12 protein-coding genes are annotated in these 14,976 nt (G+C 70.0%); 6 read left to right on the top strand and 6 right to left on the bottom strand.

The window, feature by feature from the left end:
- Positions 1–137: 137 nt before the first annotated feature.
- The 3 genes from IEJ02_RS36085 (at position 138) to IEJ02_RS36075 (ending at position 3,240) form a co-directional block, all read left to right on the top strand.
- On the top strand, positions 138–1,256 hold the full coding sequence (locus IEJ02_RS36085; RefSeq protein WP_370467178.1) for a 5-(carboxyamino)imidazole ribonucleotide synthase: 1,119 nt from the start codon (positions 138–140) through the stop codon (positions 1,254–1,256).
- Positions 1,253–1,777 (top strand): 5-(carboxyamino)imidazole ribonucleotide mutase, encoded by a 525-nt coding sequence (purE, locus tag IEJ02_RS36080; protein ID WP_137978262.1) that lies wholly within the window; start codon positions 1,253–1,255, stop codon positions 1,775–1,777. The genes IEJ02_RS36085 and purE overlap by 4 nt, the downstream gene beginning before the upstream one ends.
- 269 nt (positions 1,778–2,046) lie before the next feature.
- Entirely contained in the window at positions 2,047–3,240 is a 1,194-nt protein-coding gene (locus IEJ02_RS36075; protein ID WP_191068660.1) for a dipeptidase, read from the top strand.
- A gap of 10 nt (positions 3,241–3,250) precedes the next feature.
- Here IEJ02_RS36075 and IEJ02_RS36070 read toward each other — a convergent pair whose 3' ends face one another.
- Together IEJ02_RS36070 and IEJ02_RS36065 are read right to left on the bottom strand one after the other, a co-directional pair.
- On the bottom strand, positions 3,251–3,619 hold the full coding sequence (locus IEJ02_RS36070) for a VOC family protein (protein ID WP_191068659.1): 369 nt from the start codon (positions 3,617–3,619) through the stop codon (positions 3,251–3,253).
- Between the two features lie 231 nt (positions 3,620–3,850).
- Positions 3,851–5,191: a UDP-glucose dehydrogenase family protein gene (locus IEJ02_RS36065; RefSeq protein ID WP_191068658.1), complete on the bottom strand. Its 1,341-nt coding sequence runs from the start codon at positions 5,189–5,191 to the stop codon at positions 3,851–3,853.
- Positions 5,192–5,356: 165 nt separating this feature from the next.
- On the opposite strand from IEJ02_RS36065, the gene IEJ02_RS36060 reads away from it, so the two are divergent.
- The gene (locus IEJ02_RS36060; protein ID WP_137978258.1) at positions 5,357–6,532 is read left to right on the top strand and encodes an acyl-CoA dehydrogenase family protein; all 1,176 of its coding nucleotides are present in this window, start codon (positions 5,357–5,359) and stop codon (positions 6,530–6,532) included.
- Positions 6,533–6,612: 80 nt separating this feature from the next.
- Here the strand turns inward: IEJ02_RS36060 and IEJ02_RS36055 are convergent, their stop codons facing one another.
- The gene (locus IEJ02_RS36055; protein ID WP_191068657.1) at positions 6,613–7,932 is read right to left on the bottom strand and encodes an LCP family protein; all 1,320 of its coding nucleotides are present in this window, start codon (positions 7,930–7,932) and stop codon (positions 6,613–6,615) included.
- A 107-nt stretch (positions 7,933–8,039) separates the two neighbouring features.
- Between IEJ02_RS36055 and IEJ02_RS36050 the strand changes: the two genes are divergently transcribed.
- Positions 8,040–8,615 carry an acyl-CoA thioesterase gene (locus IEJ02_RS36050; protein WP_191068656.1) on the top strand — a complete coding sequence of 192 codons (576 nt, stop codon included), beginning with the start codon at positions 8,040–8,042 and terminating at the stop codon, positions 8,613–8,615.
- 39 nt (positions 8,616–8,654) lie between these two features.
- On the opposite strand, the gene IEJ02_RS36045 is transcribed toward IEJ02_RS36050, so the two are convergent.
- On the bottom strand, positions 8,655–10,112 hold the full coding sequence (locus tag IEJ02_RS36045) for an LCP family protein (RefSeq protein WP_191068655.1): 1,458 nt from the start codon (positions 10,110–10,112) through the stop codon (positions 8,655–8,657).
- Between the two features lie 222 nt (positions 10,113–10,334).
- Here IEJ02_RS36045 and IEJ02_RS36040 point away from each other — a divergent pair, with 222 nt between their 5' ends.
- Positions 10,335–11,351, top strand: a complete 1,017-nt coding sequence (locus tag IEJ02_RS36040; RefSeq protein WP_137978251.1) for a glycosyltransferase family 2 protein — start codon at positions 10,335–10,337, stop codon at positions 11,349–11,351.
- A 100-nt stretch (positions 11,352–11,451) separates the two neighbouring features.
- Here IEJ02_RS36040 and IEJ02_RS36035 read toward each other — a convergent pair whose 3' ends face one another.
- Positions 11,452–13,092 carry an LCP family protein gene (locus IEJ02_RS36035; protein WP_191068654.1) on the bottom strand — a complete coding sequence of 547 codons (1,641 nt, stop codon included), beginning with the start codon at positions 13,090–13,092 and terminating at the stop codon, positions 11,452–11,454.
- 69 nt (positions 13,093–13,161) lie between these two features.
- A complete protein-coding gene (locus IEJ02_RS36030; RefSeq protein WP_191068653.1) occupies positions 13,162–14,853 on the bottom strand; it encodes an LCP family protein in 1,692 nt (563 codons plus the stop codon).
- Positions 14,854–14,976: the final 123 nt, after the last annotated feature.

Genomic DNA, 14,976 nt, shown 5'->3' with positions numbered 1-14,976 from the left:
CTAACCAGCGGCCGCGTCTCGCGCCCTTCAGGCCGAGAGGCTGGGCCCGGCGGAATGTCTGGAGGTTTCTCAGGCGCAGGTCAGGGCCGGTCGAAGGGGGAAGTTACCCTGGGAGGGTGACATTCCCGGTAGTCGGCATGGTCGGCGGCGGCCAGCTCGCCCGTATGACCCATGAGGCGGGCATCCCCCTCGGCATCAGGTTCAAGCTGCTCAGTGACACCCCCCAGGACTCGGCGGCCCAGGTGGTCAGCGATGTCGTCATCGGCGACTACCGCGACCTGGACACCCTTCGTGCTTTCGCACAGGGCTGTGATGTGGTCACCTTCGACCACGAGCATGTCCCGGCCGAGCATCTGCGCGCCCTGGAAGCGGACGGCGTGGTCATCCGCCCCGGAGTCGAGGCACTGCTGCACGCCCAGGACAAGGGTGTGATGCGCGAGCGGCTGCGCACGGCCGGTGTGCCGTGCCCCCGCCACCGCATCGTGGCCGACCCCGAGGACGTCGCGCGCTTCGCGGACGAGGGCGACGGCTTCCCGGTCGTCCTCAAGACGGTGCGCGGCGGCTACGACGGCAAGGGCGTCTGGGTCGTCCACGGCGTGGCGGAGGCGGCCGAGCCGTTCCGCGCGGGCGTGCCCGTCCTCGCCGAGGAGATGGTCGACTTCGCCCGCGAGCTCGCCGCCAATGTCGTGCGGTCCCCGCACGGCCAGGCCGTCGCGTACCCCGTCGTGGAGTCGATCCAGGTCAACGGGGTCTGCGACACCGTGATCGCCCCCGCCCCCGGTCTCTCCGAGGAGCTGTCCGGCCAGGCACAGGAGATGGCGCTGAAGATCGCGTCGGAACTCGGGGTGGTCGGCCATCTCGCGGTCGAGCTCTTCGAGACCCGCGACGGCCGGCTGCTGGTCAACGAGCTGGCGATGCGCCCCCACAACTCCGGCCACTGGACCCAGGACGGCGCCGTCACCTCCCAGTTCGCCAACCACGTACGGGCCGTGCTCGACCTCCCGCTGGGCGACCCGCGCCCGCGTGCCCAGTGGACCGTGATGACCAATGTGCTCGGCGGCGACTACCCCGACATGTACGCGGCGTACCTGCACTGCATGGCGCGCGACCCGGCGCTCAAGATCCATATGTACGGCAAGGACGTGAAGCCCGGGCGCAAGGTCGGCCACGTCAACACCTACGGCGACGACCTGGCCGATGTCCGCGAGCGCGGGCGCCACGCCGCCGACTACCTCCGAGGGACCATCACCGAATGAGCGCTCCTGTGATCGGCATCGTCATGGGCTCCGACTCCGACTGGCCCGTCATGGAAGAAGCGGCCAAGGCCCTCGACGAGTTCGAGGTCCCGTACGAGGTGGATGTCGTCTCGGCACACCGCATGCCGCGCGAGATGGTCGCCTACGGCGAGAACGCGGCGGACCGCGGCCTCAAGGCGATCATCGCCGGCGCGGGCGGCGCCGCCCACCTCCCGGGCATGCTCGCGTCCGTCACCCCCCTGCCGGTCATCGGGGTGCCCGTACCGCTGAAGTACCTCGACGGCATGGACTCCCTGCTGTCGATCGTCCAGATGCCCGCCGGGGTCCCGGTGGCCACGGTCTCCGTGGCCGGCGCCCGCAACGCGGGGCTGCTCGCCGCCCGGATCCTGGCCGCGCACGACGCCGGACTCCAGTCCCGGATGCGCGAGTTCCAGAACGAACTCAACGCCCAGGCCACGGAGAAGGGCAAGCGCCTGCGCGCGAAGGTGGACGGGGCGGGCTCGTTCGGCTTCGGCCACTGAGCCGCGTTTAAGCCCCTCCANCGTTCGGCTTCGGCCACTGAGCCGCGTTTAAGCCCCTCCAGGGGGGCACCTCCCAGCGGTAGCTGGGGGAGTTTGAGGAGCGGGGTCCGGGGCGGAGCCCCGGCGGGGGTCTGGGGGCGGAGCCCCCAGTTTCGGGAAGGGGCGGGGTGGGGAAAGCCCGCCGCAGGCGCCCCACCGCACGCGCCCCCACCCCCCCCACGCCCCCACAACACGTGACTTCCACCGCACCGCATACGAAACTACAAAGCATGACCGATCACCTCGCGCAAGCCCACGACCTGCTGGCCACCCACCCCATCGTGGACGGCCACAACGACTTCCCCTGGGCCCTGCGCGAGCAGGTCCGCTACGACCTCGACCAGCGCGACATGGCCGCCGACCTCACCGCGTACACCCACACCGACCTCCCCCGCCTCCGCGCCGGCGGCGTAGGCGCCCAGTTCTGGTCGGTGTTCGTCCGCTCCGACTTCCAGGGCGACACGGCGGTCAGCGCCACCCTCGAACAGATCGACGTCGTCCGCCGGTTCACCGACCGGTACGCGACCGACCTGCGCCCAGCGTTCACCGCCGACGACATGGAGGCGGCCCGGGCCGAGGGCCGGATCGCCTCCCTCATGGGCGCCGAGGGCGGCCACAGCATCAACTGCTCCCTGGCCACCCTGCGCACTCTCTACGACCTGGGCGTGCGCTACATGACGCTCACCCACAACGACAACGTCCCCTGGGCCGACTCGGCGACCGACGAGCCGAAGGCACACGGCCTCACCCGCTTCGGCGAGGAGGTGGTGCGCGAGATGAACCGCCTGGGCATGCTCGTCGACCTCTCCCATGTCTCGGCGGACACCATGCGGGACGCGCTCCGCGTGACCGAGGCGCCCGTGGTCTTCTCGCACTCCTCCGCACGCGCCGTCTGCGACCATCCGCGCAACATCCCGGACGATGTGCTGGAGTTGCTGCCCGCCAACGGGGGCGTGGCGATGGCCACCTTCGTGCCCAAGTTCGTGCTGCCCGAGGCGGTCGCCTGGACCCGGGAGGCGGACGAGAACATGCGCGCCCACGGGCTGCACCCCCTCGAGATGACGCCCGCCGCGATGAAGGTGCAGCGCGCCTTCGAGGAGGCCAACCCGCGCCCCATGGCCACCGTGTCGACCGTCGCCGACCACCTCGACCACATGCGCGAGGTGGCGGGCATCGACCACATCGGCATCGGCGGCGACTTCGATGGCACCGCCTTCACCCCGGAGGGCCTGGGCGATGTCGCGGGCTATCCGAACCTGGTGGCCGAACTCCTCGACCGCCGCTGGTCACCGGCCGACCTGGCCAAGCTGACCTGGCAGAACGCGGTCCGTACGCTGCGCGGCGCGGAAGACGCGGCCCGCGCGGCGCAGACCACACGCGGCCCGTCCATCGCGACGATCGACCAACTGGACGCGGCCGAGTAATGCGGATGGGTCAGGGATGGATCAGGCAGAAGGGGTGCCCCGCCGGGTCGGCGAAGACGCGGAAGTCCCGCTTGCCGCCGTCGTCGTCGAGGTCCAGCGCCCGGGCCCCCAGCGCCAGCACCCGCTCCTGCGCCTCCGCCATATCGGTCACCCGCAGATCGAAGTGCAGCTGCTGCGACTCCTTCGCCGACGGCCAGCTCGGCGCGACGAAGCCGGGCGCCTCCTGGAAGGCCAGTCGTGCCCCGTCGGGCAGGTGGAGATCGACCCAGGGCTTCCCCTCGTTCTCGATCTCACCGCCCAGCACCTGCTGGTAGAAGCGGGCGAGCGCGGTGGGGTCGGGGCAGTCGACGGCGGTGACGATCAGCTTGGCGATGGCCATGGCTCCTCCTCGGGTCCCGTCCCGGGTTGACCGAACGGGCCCCGTCAAACGGCGAGCCTCACACCGGACCGTCAAACGGCGAGCCTCACACCGGACCGTAAAACGGGGAGCGTCACACTGGCCCCGTCAAACGGCGAGCCTCACACCGCCCCGCCGAACGACGAGCCTTACACCAGACCCGCCGAACGGCGAGCCTCACACCCGCCCCGCCGAACGAAGAGCCTCGCAGCCTCACGCCATAGGGCGCCCAAGCGCCCGGTACGTCCACCCCGCGTCGCGCCAGACGTCGGGGTCCAGCGCGTTGCGCCCGTCGAGGATGCGGCGCTCGGCGACGACCGCGCCGAGGCTCGCCGGGTCCAGCTCCCGGAACTCGCGCCACTCGGTGAGGTGCAGCACCGCATGCGCGCCCTCCGCCGCCTCGGCCGCGGTCGCCGCGTAGGCGAGGGTCGGGAAGAGCGCCCGGGCGTTCTCCATGCCCTTGGGGTCGAAGACGGTCACCTGGGCGCCCTGAAGCTGTATCTGACCGGCCACATTGAGGGCGGGGGAGTCGCGGACGTCGTCGGAGTCCGGCTTGAAGGTCGCGCCCAGCACCGCGACCCGCTTGCCCAGGAAGGCGCCGCCGACGGCCTCGCGGGCCAGCTCGACCATATGGCCGCGGCGCCGCATGTTGATCGAGTCGACCTCGCGGAGGAAGGTCAGCGCCTGGTCGGCGCCGAGCTCACCGGCGCGCGCCATGAAGGCCCGGATGTCCTTCGGCAGGCAGCCGCCGCCGAAGCCGATCCCGGCCCGCAGGAACTTCTTGCCGATGCGCTCGTCGTAGCCGATGGCCTCGGCGAGCTTGACCACATCGCCGCCCGCGGCCTCGCAGACCTCGGCCATCGCGTTGATGAAGGAGATCTTGGTCGCCAGGAAGGAGTTGGCCGCGACCTTCACCAGCTCGGCGGTCGGGAAGTCGGTCACCACGAAGGGCGAGCCCTCGCCGATGGGCGTCTGGTACACCTCGCGGAGCAGCTTCTCGGCCCGGTCGCCCGCGACGCCGACCACGATCCGGTCCGGGTGCAGGGTGTCCTGGACGGCGAACCCCTCGCGCAGGAACTCGGGGTTCCAGGCGAGCTCCGCGTCCGCCCCCACCGGGGCCAGCTCGGCCAGCCGGGCCGCGAGCAGGTCGGCGCTGCCGACCGGCACCGTGGACTTGCCCACGACCAGGGCGGGGCGGTGCAGATGCGGGGCCAGCGACTCCACCGCGGAGTTCACATAGCTCATGTCACAGGCGTACTCGCCGTGCTTCTGCGGGGTGTTCACACAGATGAAGTGGATGTCGCCGAACTCCCCGGCCTCCTCGTAGGAGGTGGTGAAGCGCAGCCGCCCGCTGGCCCCCTCGATCCCCGCGGTGTGCCGCCGCAGCAGCTCCTCGAGCCCGGGCTCGTACATCGGCACCCGGCCCTCGGTGAGCATCGCGATCTTCTCGGGCACGACGTCGAGGCCCAGCACCTCGAAGCCCAGCTCCGCCATGGCCGCTGCGTGGGTGGCGCCGAGGTAGCCGGTGCCGATCACGGTGATCTTGAGGGCCATGCAGTGCTCCAGAACGGTCGATCGCAGATGCGGTGCCTGAGCATAGTCGGGACCGCGGTACGGGCTCAGCCGACTCTGTCAGGTAACTCACGTATACCTACCGAGGCGTCGCCCCTAGAATTCAGTTACTTAACGGTAGTTAGCGCTCTATGGGGAGTGAGAGGCTTGGCGTCCTCGGTGAACGACTTCGACCTGTACCGGCCGTCCGAAGAGCACGACATGCTCCGGGACGCCGTCCGCTCTCTCGCCGAAGCGAAGATAGCCCCTTATGCCGCCGAGGTTGACGAGGAGGCCCGCTTCCCCCAGGAGGCGCTGGACGCCCTGGTCGCGAACGATCTCCACGCGGTGCACGTCCCCGAGTCCTACGGCGGCTCGGGCGCGGACGCGCTGGCCACCGTGATCGTCATCGAGGAGGTCGCCCGGGTCTGCGCCTCCTCCTCCCTGATCCCCGCGGTCAACAAGCTGGGCTCGCTGCCGGTCATCCTCTCCGGCTCCGAGGAGCTGAAGAAGAAGTACCTGGCCCCGCTCGCCAAGGGCGACGCGATGTTCTCGTACTGCCTCTCCGAGCCGGACGCGGGCTCGGACGCGGCCGGGATGAAGACCAAGGCGGTCCGCGACGGCGACTTCTACGTGCTCAACGGCGTCAAGCGCTGGATCACCAACGCCGGGGTCTCCGAGTACTACACGGTGATGGCCGTCACCGACCCCGAGAAGCGCTCCAAGGGCATCTCCGCCTTCGTCGTGGAGAAGTCCGACCCGGGCGTCTCCTTCGGCGCCCCGGAGAAGAAGCTCGGCATCAAGGGCTCGCCGACCCGCGAGGTCTACCTCGACAACGTCCGCATCCCCGCCGACCGGATCATCGGCGCCGAGGGCACCGGCTTCGCCACCGCCATGAAGACCCTCGACCACACCCGGATCACCATCGCAGCCCAGGCCCTCGGCATCGCCCAGGGCGCGCTGGACTACGCCAAGGGGTACGTCCAGGAGCGCAAGCAGTTCGGCAAGCCGATCGGTGACTTCCAGGGCGTCCAGTTCATGCTCGCCGACATGGCGATGAAGCTGGAGGCCGCCCGGCAGCTCACGTACGCGGCGGCGGCCCGGTCCGAGCGGGTGGCCCTCGGCGGCGGCAAGGAGGACCTGACCTTCTTCGGCGCCGCGGCCAAGTGCTACGCCTCCGACGCCGCGATGGAGATCACCACGGACGCCGTCCAGCTGCTCGGCGGCTACGGCTACACCCGCGACTACCCGCTCGAGCGGATGATGCGTGACGCCAAGATCACGCAGATTTACGAGGGCACGAACCAGGTCCAGCGGATCGTGATGGCGCGCAACCTTCCGTAGTCCTCCCTTCCGTAGCCGTCGAAAGACCAAAGACCGCTGCCGGGCCCGTCGGGCCCGGCAGCGGTCTTCTGCGGTCCGGATCAGTTGCTGGAGACGGTGACCTTGTCGTCGTTCTTCAGCTCGCTCATCAGCTGCTTGACCTTCGCCATGTCCCACTGCACCGCGCTGCCCTTGGAGGTGGCCAGGCCGGGGTTGGAGATCGGCATGTTCATCTGCTTGCCGTCGCCGCCGGAGACGCTCTTCATCGCGAAGAACATGTCCTTCACGTCCCACAGGCTCATGTCCTTGTCGACGACCAGGTTGTCCAGGCCGGCGCCCATCGTCGGGTAGAGCTTGAACGGGTTCATGATCGTGCTCGGCGAGGCCGCCTTGTTGGCCAGCGCGGACAGGAACTTCTGCTGGTTCTTGGTGCGGTCCAGGTCGCCGCCCGCGAGGCCGTAGCGCTGCCGGACGAAGGCGAGCGCCTGCTGGCCGTTCAGCGTCTGCTTGCCCTTCTTCAGGTCATTGCCGGACTTCTTGTCCTTCATGTCCTGAGGGATGTCGATGTCGACGCCGCCGACGCCGTCCACCAGATTGGCGAAGCCGTCGAAGCCGATCTCCGCGTAGTGGTCGATCTTCAGACCGGTGTTGTACTCGATCGTGCGGACCAGCAGTCCGGGGCCCTCGGAGGAGTACGAGGCGTTCAGCTTGTTCTGGCTCTGCGGGATCCGATTGCCGCTCGTCGAGCCGGTGAAGGCCGGGATGGTGACCCAGGAGTCACGCGGGAGGCTGATCATGGTGTTGCCGTTCTCACCGACATGGAGAAGGATCATGGAGTCGGTGCGCCGACCGTCCGCCGAGCCGGTGTGCAGCTTCTTCTTGTCCGCGTCGGACATGCCCTCGCGGCTGTCCGAACCGACGATCAGGTAGTTGGTGCCCTTGCCGCCGCTCGGCCGGTCCTCGACCTTGCTGAGGTCGACCTCGCGGCGGAGCTTGGAGTCGGCCCAGAAGTAGGTGCCGATGCCGACGGCGAGCAGCAGGACGATCAGGGTGACCAGGCCGATGGTTATCCGGCGCTTCCAGTTCTTCGGCCTCACCGGACGCGGGCCGCGGCCGCCGGGGCCACCGGGGCCGTGGTCGCCGCCGCCCGGTCCGCCGTTGCCGCGGCCGTAGACCTGACCGGTGTTGTAACCGTCGTCGTAGTCGTCATAGCCCTGGGACGCCTGCTGCCGCGGAACGGTGCCGCGGGGCGAGAGGTCGGGCGGCAGCGGGGGCTCGTCATACGGCGGCGGACCGCCCGCTCCGGGCGTGTTGCGCCTCACCTGCGGCATGGCGCGAGCCCCTTCCGGCTCGGCGCTGCCGCTACCACGTCCGTACCGGCCGCTACCGTCGCCGGACCATCCCTGGGGCCATTCGCTCATGCAAGGCAGTGTGCCTGGTCGGGTGGGTCGCATTACAGGCCGGGGGCAGGATCGCGGCATGGCTGTTGCAGACCTGATAAGAATCTGGTCCGCATAAGGTGGACGACATGACCAAACAGGCCCAGGGTGCGGAACCGGAGCTTCCGGGTAAGCCCACCTCCGCCTCTCGTACCACGCTGTCACACATCATGACCGGCAGTGACACCAATCTCCTCGGTACCGTCCACGGCGGCGTGATCATGAAGCTGGTGGACGACGCCGCCGGAGCGGTCGCCGGACGCCACTCCGAGGGGCCCGCGGTCACCGCGTCGATGGACGAGATGGCCTTCCTCGAACCGGTCAGAGTCGGCGACCTCGTCCATGTGAAGGCCCAGGTCAACTGGACCGGCCGGTCCTCCATGGAGATCGGGGTGCGGGTGCTGGCCGAGCGGTGGAACGAGTCCACGCCCGCCACCCAGGTCGGCAGCGCCTATCTGGTCTTCGCCGCCGTCGACGCCGACGGCAAGCCCCGGCCCGTGCCTCCGGTCATCCCGGAGACCGAGCGGGACAAGCGGCGCTACCAGGAGGCCGAGATCCGCCGGACCCACCGGCTGGCCCGCCGCCGGGCGATCAAGGAACTCCGCGCCCAGCGAAACACCGCCGGGCGCGCCGACGACACCACTGAGGGCGCCGACCGGCCGTGACCGGCCGTGGCCAGCGGTGACCGGCCGTGGCTTCCGGGGTCAGAGGGAGCGGGTGGCGCCGCCCTCGGGGCAGGCGACCTCGTCGCCGGTGACGGCCCCGAACCCGGCGGTGTCGGTCTTCGGCGCCTCGACCCGCACCGGCCGTACGCCCTTGTAGTCCGCGCCGACCGTGACCTGCATCACCGCGCCCTGCCCGGCCACCGGCCTCAGCCGGGCCCCGGGCAGCGCGGCCGCCAGCGAGCGCACCGAGCGGTCCCAGACGGGGTCGTACGCGATCTCCGTGTGCCGGACGTCGGGCGTCGCGGCGTCGGCGGGGGAGCCGGTGGTGGCGAAGCCGGTGGCGTGCAGCGCGCGGTCCGCGCGGCGGGCGAGCCCCGTCGTATTGGTGCCGTTGAGCACATGGACCCGGACCTGGGCCGGGTCCACGTCCACCGGGGTGGCCCGGGCACGCTTCGGGCGGTGGGCGACGAGCGGCCGGTCCTCGCGGAGGGTGGTGAAGAGCCGCTCGGCCTTGGCCCGGTCCCAGCGGAGCGTGGAACCGGCCCCCTTCACCGGCACACCGGGCAGGATGACCGGGACCGAGGCGAACTCCGAGGACGCGGGGGTGATGCCGCTCATCGCCCGCCCCAGGGCGACCATGTCCACAGCGCTGAAGCCGTGGTCGGCGCGGACCGAGCCCAGCAGGGCCCCGGCCACCCGGTTGAACCGCACCGGGTTGAGCAGGATGCCCCCGGCCGTGGCCTGGTGGACCACGGCGGCCAGGAAGCGCTGCTGCCGCTGGATCCGGCCCAGGTCGGAGGTGCCGTCCACATGCCGGGAGCGGACGTACTGCAGCGCCTGGCCGCCGCCCAGGACATGGGTGCCGGCCGGCAGGTCGAGACCGGTGTGGTCGTCCTTGAGCGGGCGCGCGGTGCAGATCTTCACCCCGCCGAGCACATCGACCGTCTTCATGAAGCTGGTGAAGTCCACCTCGAGGTAGTGGTCGACGTGGACGCCGGTGAGATGCTCCACGGTGCGCACGGTCAGGTTCGGCCCGCCCTCGGCGTACGCGGCGTTGAGCTTCCGCGGATGGCTCGGATGGCGCTTGCCGGCGGCGTCGGTGTACGCGGGGATCTCGGCGTAGGAGTCGCGGGGCAGGCTGACCGCGCTGACCCGGCGGTGGTCGCCCGACAGATGCATCAGCATGATCGTGTCGGTGCAGCGGCAGGGGGCTCCGCCCAGCCGGTACAGCGCCTTCTCCCGAGGCGTGATCTTCTCCCGTCCGTCCGTGCCGACCACGAGGAAGTTGACGCCTCCGCCGGTGCTCTTCGGCCGGTTGTCCAGGCCGCCGAAGGCATCCACCCGGTGGATCCCGGATTCCAGCTCCCTGACCAGCAGATGCCCGATGCCGCTGACCGCCAGCACCAGACAGGCGCCGCCCGTGGCCAGCCGCAGCCCCCAGCGGGGGCGGCGGGCGCGGGGGCGCGACGGGCGCGGCGATCGGGCCGGTGCACTCACTGAAGGGGACCTCCGCGAACGTCGGCGGGCTGGGCGGAACCGCCTCACCGTAGGCCCATACGACGATCGCCTTGATGGCCCCACGCCGCCCGTACGGGGCGCTGCCACCCGGGCGGCGCGTTCCGGTGTCCCCCGTTCGCGGTAACGTGGCCCGGAAACCGCAGTCTTTTGGGGCCCCCGCCCCCAGTCTCCTGGGGCCCGGCCCCCGAACCCCGAGGTGCCATGCCCCCGCATCAGCTCCCGGCCGTCTCCGTGATCATGCCGGTGCTCAATGAGGAACGCCATCTGCGCAATGCCGTGCGGCACATCCTGGAGCAGGAGTACGACGGTGAGATGGAGGTGGTGATCGCGCTCGGCCCGTCCACGGACCGCACCGACGAGATCGCCGCCGAACTGGTGGCGGAGGACCCCCGGGTGCATACGGTCCCCAACCCCACGGGCCGCACCCCCGCCGCGCTGAACGCGGCGATCAAGGCGTCCCGCCATCCGGTGGTGGTCCGGGTCGACGGCCACGGCATGCTCTCGCCCGACTACATCGCGACCGCCGTACGGCTCCTGGAGGAGACCGGTGCGCAGAACGTCGGCGGGCTGATGCACGCCGAGGGCGAGAACGACTGGGAGAAGGCCGTCGCCGCCGCCATGACCTCCAAGATCGGTGTGGGCAACGCGGCCTTCCACACGGGCGGTGAGGCGGCCCCGGCCGAGACCGTCTATCTGGGCGTCTTCCGGCGCGAGGCGCTGGAGCAGCAGGGCGGGTACAATGAGGAGTTCATCCGCGCCCAGGACTGGGAGCTGAACTTCCGGATCCGCGAGGCCGGCGGGCTGATCTGGTTCTCGCCCGAGCTGAAGGTCTCCTACCGGCCGCGGCCGAGCGTGCGGGCCCTGGCCAAGCAGTACAAGGACTACGGCCGCTGGCGCCATGTCGTGGCCCGCTTCCACCAGGGCTCGATCAATCTGCGCTATCTCGCGCCGCCGACCGCCGTCGTCGCCATCGCGGCGGGCATCGTGGTGGGCGCGGCCGTCACCCCGTGGGGCTTCGTGATCCCCGGCGGCTATCTGGCCGCGATCGTCGCGGGCTCGCTCCCCGCGGGCAAGGGGCTGCCGGTGAAGGCCCGGCTGCGGATTCCGGTGGCGCTGGCGACCATGCACATGTCGTGGGGCTGGGGCTTTCTGACCAGCCCGCGGTCGCTCGCCAAGAAGGTCATCGCCAGCCGCCGCCCGGCGGTCATGGCGCGGTAGCCGCGCCCGTACGCCACGTACGCCGCGCTCGTACGCCACGTACGCCGGAGGGGCCGGACCCGCATCGGGTCCGGCCCCTCCGCATGCCGTGCCGGGGGCGTCAGAAGGCGTAGCTCGGGTTGACCTTCATACAGCCCTTCTCCTCGCCGTTGAGCGCGTCCGCGCTCTTGGGCGTCTTGTCGCCGTCGTCCGCCGCCGCCTTCGGATAGGCGGTGCCCTCGCGCCAGTCGTTGCCGACCACCAGGGTGACCTCCTGCACCGACTTCGACGACTTCACCGCGGACTTCGGCAGCTTCAGCGCCTTGGCCACGGCCAGGGCGTCGCCCTGCCGGGGCTCGTCCGGGTAGAGGACGGTGGTGTCGGCCTGCGAGATGAGCACCGTGTTCGCGGTGGCCCTGGCGTAGCCCAGCCGCACCAGTTCGGAGGTGATGACCGCGGCCCGGCCGGAGACCGGCCCCAGGACGGTGCTGGCGGTGCCGTTCTGCACCACCACCGGGATCTGCTCCTTGGGCGCGGTGGGCGCCGGGGTGGCGTCCGGCTTCTTCTTGTCCTTGCCGTCCAGGCTTATGTCGTTGCGCAGCAGCGAGAAGGTCTGCTCGGCGTCGCCCGGCTTGGGCAGTACGTACTCCCCGCCGCCGCCGTACTCCCAGGGCATGGTGATCATGGTGGTGCGCTTGGTCGGCACCCGCTTGAGGTCATTGCCCAGGTCGTACAGCTTCTTGACGGTGCCGAGGCCGTGGTCGACGGTCAGCGCGTCGGTGGCGGCCTCCGCGAGGTCCATCAGCTTGCCCGGGTCGCTGAGCTTGGTGCCCGACTTCAGCTGGCGGATCATCGACGTCATATACATGTGCTGGGCCTTGGCCCGGCCGATGTCGCTGTTGTCCTCGAAGCCGTAGCGGGTGCGCAGCCACTGGAGGGCCTGGACGCCCTTGACGTTGTGGGTGCCCTTGGTCAGCTTCAGACCGGAGCCATGGCCCTTGCTGTCATGGGAGTAGACGTTGCCGTCCACGCACACCGGGACGCCGCCGATGGCGTCCGCCATGGAGACCACCCCGGAGAAGTCGATCATCATGAAGTGATCGATGTAGACGCCGGTGAGCTCCTTCCAGGTGGCGACCGTGCAGCCCGGGCCGCCGTGCTGGAGCGACTGGTTGATGGCCCCCTCGGTCTTCGGATACACCGTGCCGTCGTGCGGGTCGGTGCACTGGGGGATGGTCACCCGGGTGTCGCGCGGGATGCTGACCACCGACATGTTGCTGCGGTCGGCCGAGACGTGCACCAGCATCTGCACATCGCCCAGCGGCTTGCGGTCCGCGTCCTGCTTGGCGCCGCCCAGCTTGACGTTCTCCGCGCTGTTCCGGCTGTCGGAGCCGATGAGCAGGATGTTGAGGGGGGTCTGTCCGGCGGCGTTGGGCTCGGGCTTGCCGATCTTGCTGTCGCCGAGGTCCAGATCCTCCTTCTTCAGATTGCCGTTCAGGTGTTCGTAGTAGAAATATCCGGCGCCGGCCGCGCCGAGCACCAGCACGGCCAGCGTCAGGGCGGTCCAGCGCAGGATCCGCACCCCGCGGCTCCGCTTCGGCCGCCCCTGACCATCCGGCCGTCCCTGACCACCCGGCCCGCGCCCCGCGCCGTGCGGCGCGGGGCCCTTCCCTTTCGGCGGGCTGTCGTCCTCACCGTGCTCACGGGGTTCGGGAACGGTGGCCCGCCGCCCTCTTTCCCCCCGCACACCGCTCTGCCGCATCGGGCCCTCCCCGCAGTCTCTCGGTCGTCCGGCCCGATGGACGAGGGTGGATCCGCTGGCCGGCGACGGTCACTTGGCGCAGACGTCCTTGTCGTCGGCCTCAACCCTCTGAATGTCCTTCGGTGCCTTCGACGGGGCGGAGATCGGTGTGCCGGCGCCCTTGAAGTCCGCGCCCAGCGTCAGGGTCATCTCCGCCATCGGCTCGGCGTCCTTCGTGCCTTCCTTCATGGCGGAGGCGGGCAGCCCCATGCTGTCGGCCAGCCGACGCGCCTGGTCGGCCTGGTTGGGAGCGTACTCCAGCGTCGACTTCTTCAGCTCTGACGGAGCGTTTCCGCCGTTGCTGGTGCGGAGCATCCCCTCGGTGTTCTGCATCCAGTCGACGGTCTCCTGGGCGGCGCCGAACTGCCCGCTGCCGTTGAGCACCTTGACCCGGACGTCGGCGGGGTCGGCCTTCGGCCCCTTCAGCCGCTGCGCCTGCTCGTCCTTGGCCGCCTTCTCCTTCTTCTTGACTTCGGTCAGCGAGACGTCCTGCCGGACCATGGAGAACAGCGGCTCGGCCTTGGTCTTGTCGAGCAGCACGGTCGCACCGTCGGTGTTGTCGACGACCGGAACCGTCGCGAAGGTGACGTTCTTGAGATCGACCTTGCTCAGGTTCTTCCCCAGCGAGGCCAGCTTGGAGACGGTGCCGATACCGGTGTCCACGGTGAGCGCCTTGGTGGCGGTCTGGGCCAGGTCCCACATCTTCCCCGGGCTGGTGAGCGTCCCGCTGGCCTTCATCTTGCGCATCAGCGAGCTCAGGAACTGCTGCTGGAGCTTGATCCGGTCCAGGTCGCCGCCGAAGCCGACGGCGTGCCGGGTCCGGACGAACGCCAGGGCCTGCTCGCCCTTGACCGTGTGCCGCCCCTTCTTCAGGTTCAGGTGCGACTTGGGGTCGTTGATGTCCTTGCCGAGGCAGATGTCCACCCCGCCGACCGCCGTGGACATCTCCTTGACCGCGTTGAAGTCGGCCATCATGAAGTGGTTGATGTTCAGACCGGTGATCTTCTCCACCGTCTGCCAGGTGCAGCCGGGGTTGCGGCCCTCCTGCCCCAGACTGGTGTTGAACCGCACCTCCTCCTCACCCGGGATCGTCTTCTCCTTGCCGTCTTCCTTCACGGTGCAGTCCGGGATGTCGGTGATCATGTCGCGCGGGAAGCTCAGCACCGTCGCGTTCGACCGGTCCGCGGAGACGTGGAACAGCAGGGTGGTGTCGGCGTGGCCGACGCTGCCCGCGTCGCCGTAGCCCTCGTTCCCCTTGCCGTCCCGGCGGTCGGTGCCGATCAGCAGGATGTTCATCGGGCCGTCGGTGACCGCGGCGTTGTTCTCGCCGACGTCCACCTTGCTGATGTTGTTGTTCAGGTGCTGATAGACGAAGTACGCCGCGGCCGAACCGCCCACCAGCAGGAAGGCCAGGGTGCCGCTGCCCCAGTAGAGCGCCTTCTTCGTCTTCGACTTCTTCGGCTTCGGCTTGCGGCGGCTGACCGGGCCGGCCGCCTTCTCCTGCTCCGCCTCCCGTTTGGCCGCGCGGCGGCGCCCTCTGGGCTCGGAGCCGGTGGCGTCGTCATCGCTCGATGATCTGGAGACCCGTCGCAGCTCCGTGGTGTCGTCCGCCGATGTCTCGGCGGGATTCAGCCGCAGCTCGTAGTTGCCCGTATTCGGGTCGAACACCCACTGATCGGCTGGGTCGAAGTCACCCGCCCCGCCAGGGCCTTGCGCGTCCACGGTCGCCTGTGTCCTCCGTCGGTGCCACGCGGCGCCTCCCCCTCAAGGCGCTCCATCCGTCTTCATGCAGTGCGCGGCCACCTCGTAGAGCGCACCGGATCGCTCACACTATCCGTCCAGATC

Source organism: Streptomyces sp. 5-10, assembly GCF_014712245.1.
In the GTDB taxonomy this organism is placed as follows: Bacteria; Actinomycetota; Actinomycetes; order Streptomycetales; family Streptomycetaceae; genus Streptomyces; species Streptomyces violaceusniger.
Note: the sequence above shows the minus strand (reverse complement) of the source record. Positions and strands in the feature narration are given on the sequence as shown.

Excerpts from the sequence above, each read along its gene's own strand:
- IEJ02_RS36085 (WP_370467178.1), top strand. The coding sequence starts at position 138 with ATGGTCGGCGGCGGCCAGCTCGCCCGTATGACCCATGAGGCGGGCATC.
- purE (WP_137978262.1), top strand. The coding sequence starts at position 1,253 with ATGAGCGCTCCTGTGATCGGCATCGTCATGGGCTCCGACTCCGACTGG.
- IEJ02_RS36075 (WP_191068660.1), top strand. The coding sequence starts at position 2,047 with ATGACCGATCACCTCGCGCAAGCCCACGACCTGCTGGCCACCCACCCC.
- IEJ02_RS36070 (WP_191068659.1), bottom strand. The coding sequence starts at position 3,619 with ATGGCCATCGCCAAGCTGATCGTCACCGCCGTCGACTGCCCCGACCCC.
- IEJ02_RS36065 (WP_191068658.1), bottom strand. The coding sequence starts at position 5,191 with ATGGCCCTCAAGATCACCGTGATCGGCACCGGCTACCTCGGCGCCACC.
- IEJ02_RS36055 (WP_191068657.1), bottom strand. The coding sequence starts at position 7,932 with ATGAGCGAATGGCCCCAGGGATGGTCCGGCGACGGTAGCGGCCGGTAC.
- IEJ02_RS36050 (WP_191068656.1), top strand. The coding sequence starts at position 8,040 with ATGACCAAACAGGCCCAGGGTGCGGAACCGGAGCTTCCGGGTAAGCCC.
- IEJ02_RS36040 (WP_137978251.1), top strand. The coding sequence starts at position 10,335 with ATGCCCCCGCATCAGCTCCCGGCCGTCTCCGTGATCATGCCGGTGCTC.
- IEJ02_RS36035 (WP_191068654.1), bottom strand. The coding sequence starts at position 13,092 with ATGCGGCAGAGCGGTGTGCGGGGGGAAAGAGGGCGGCGGGCCACCGTT.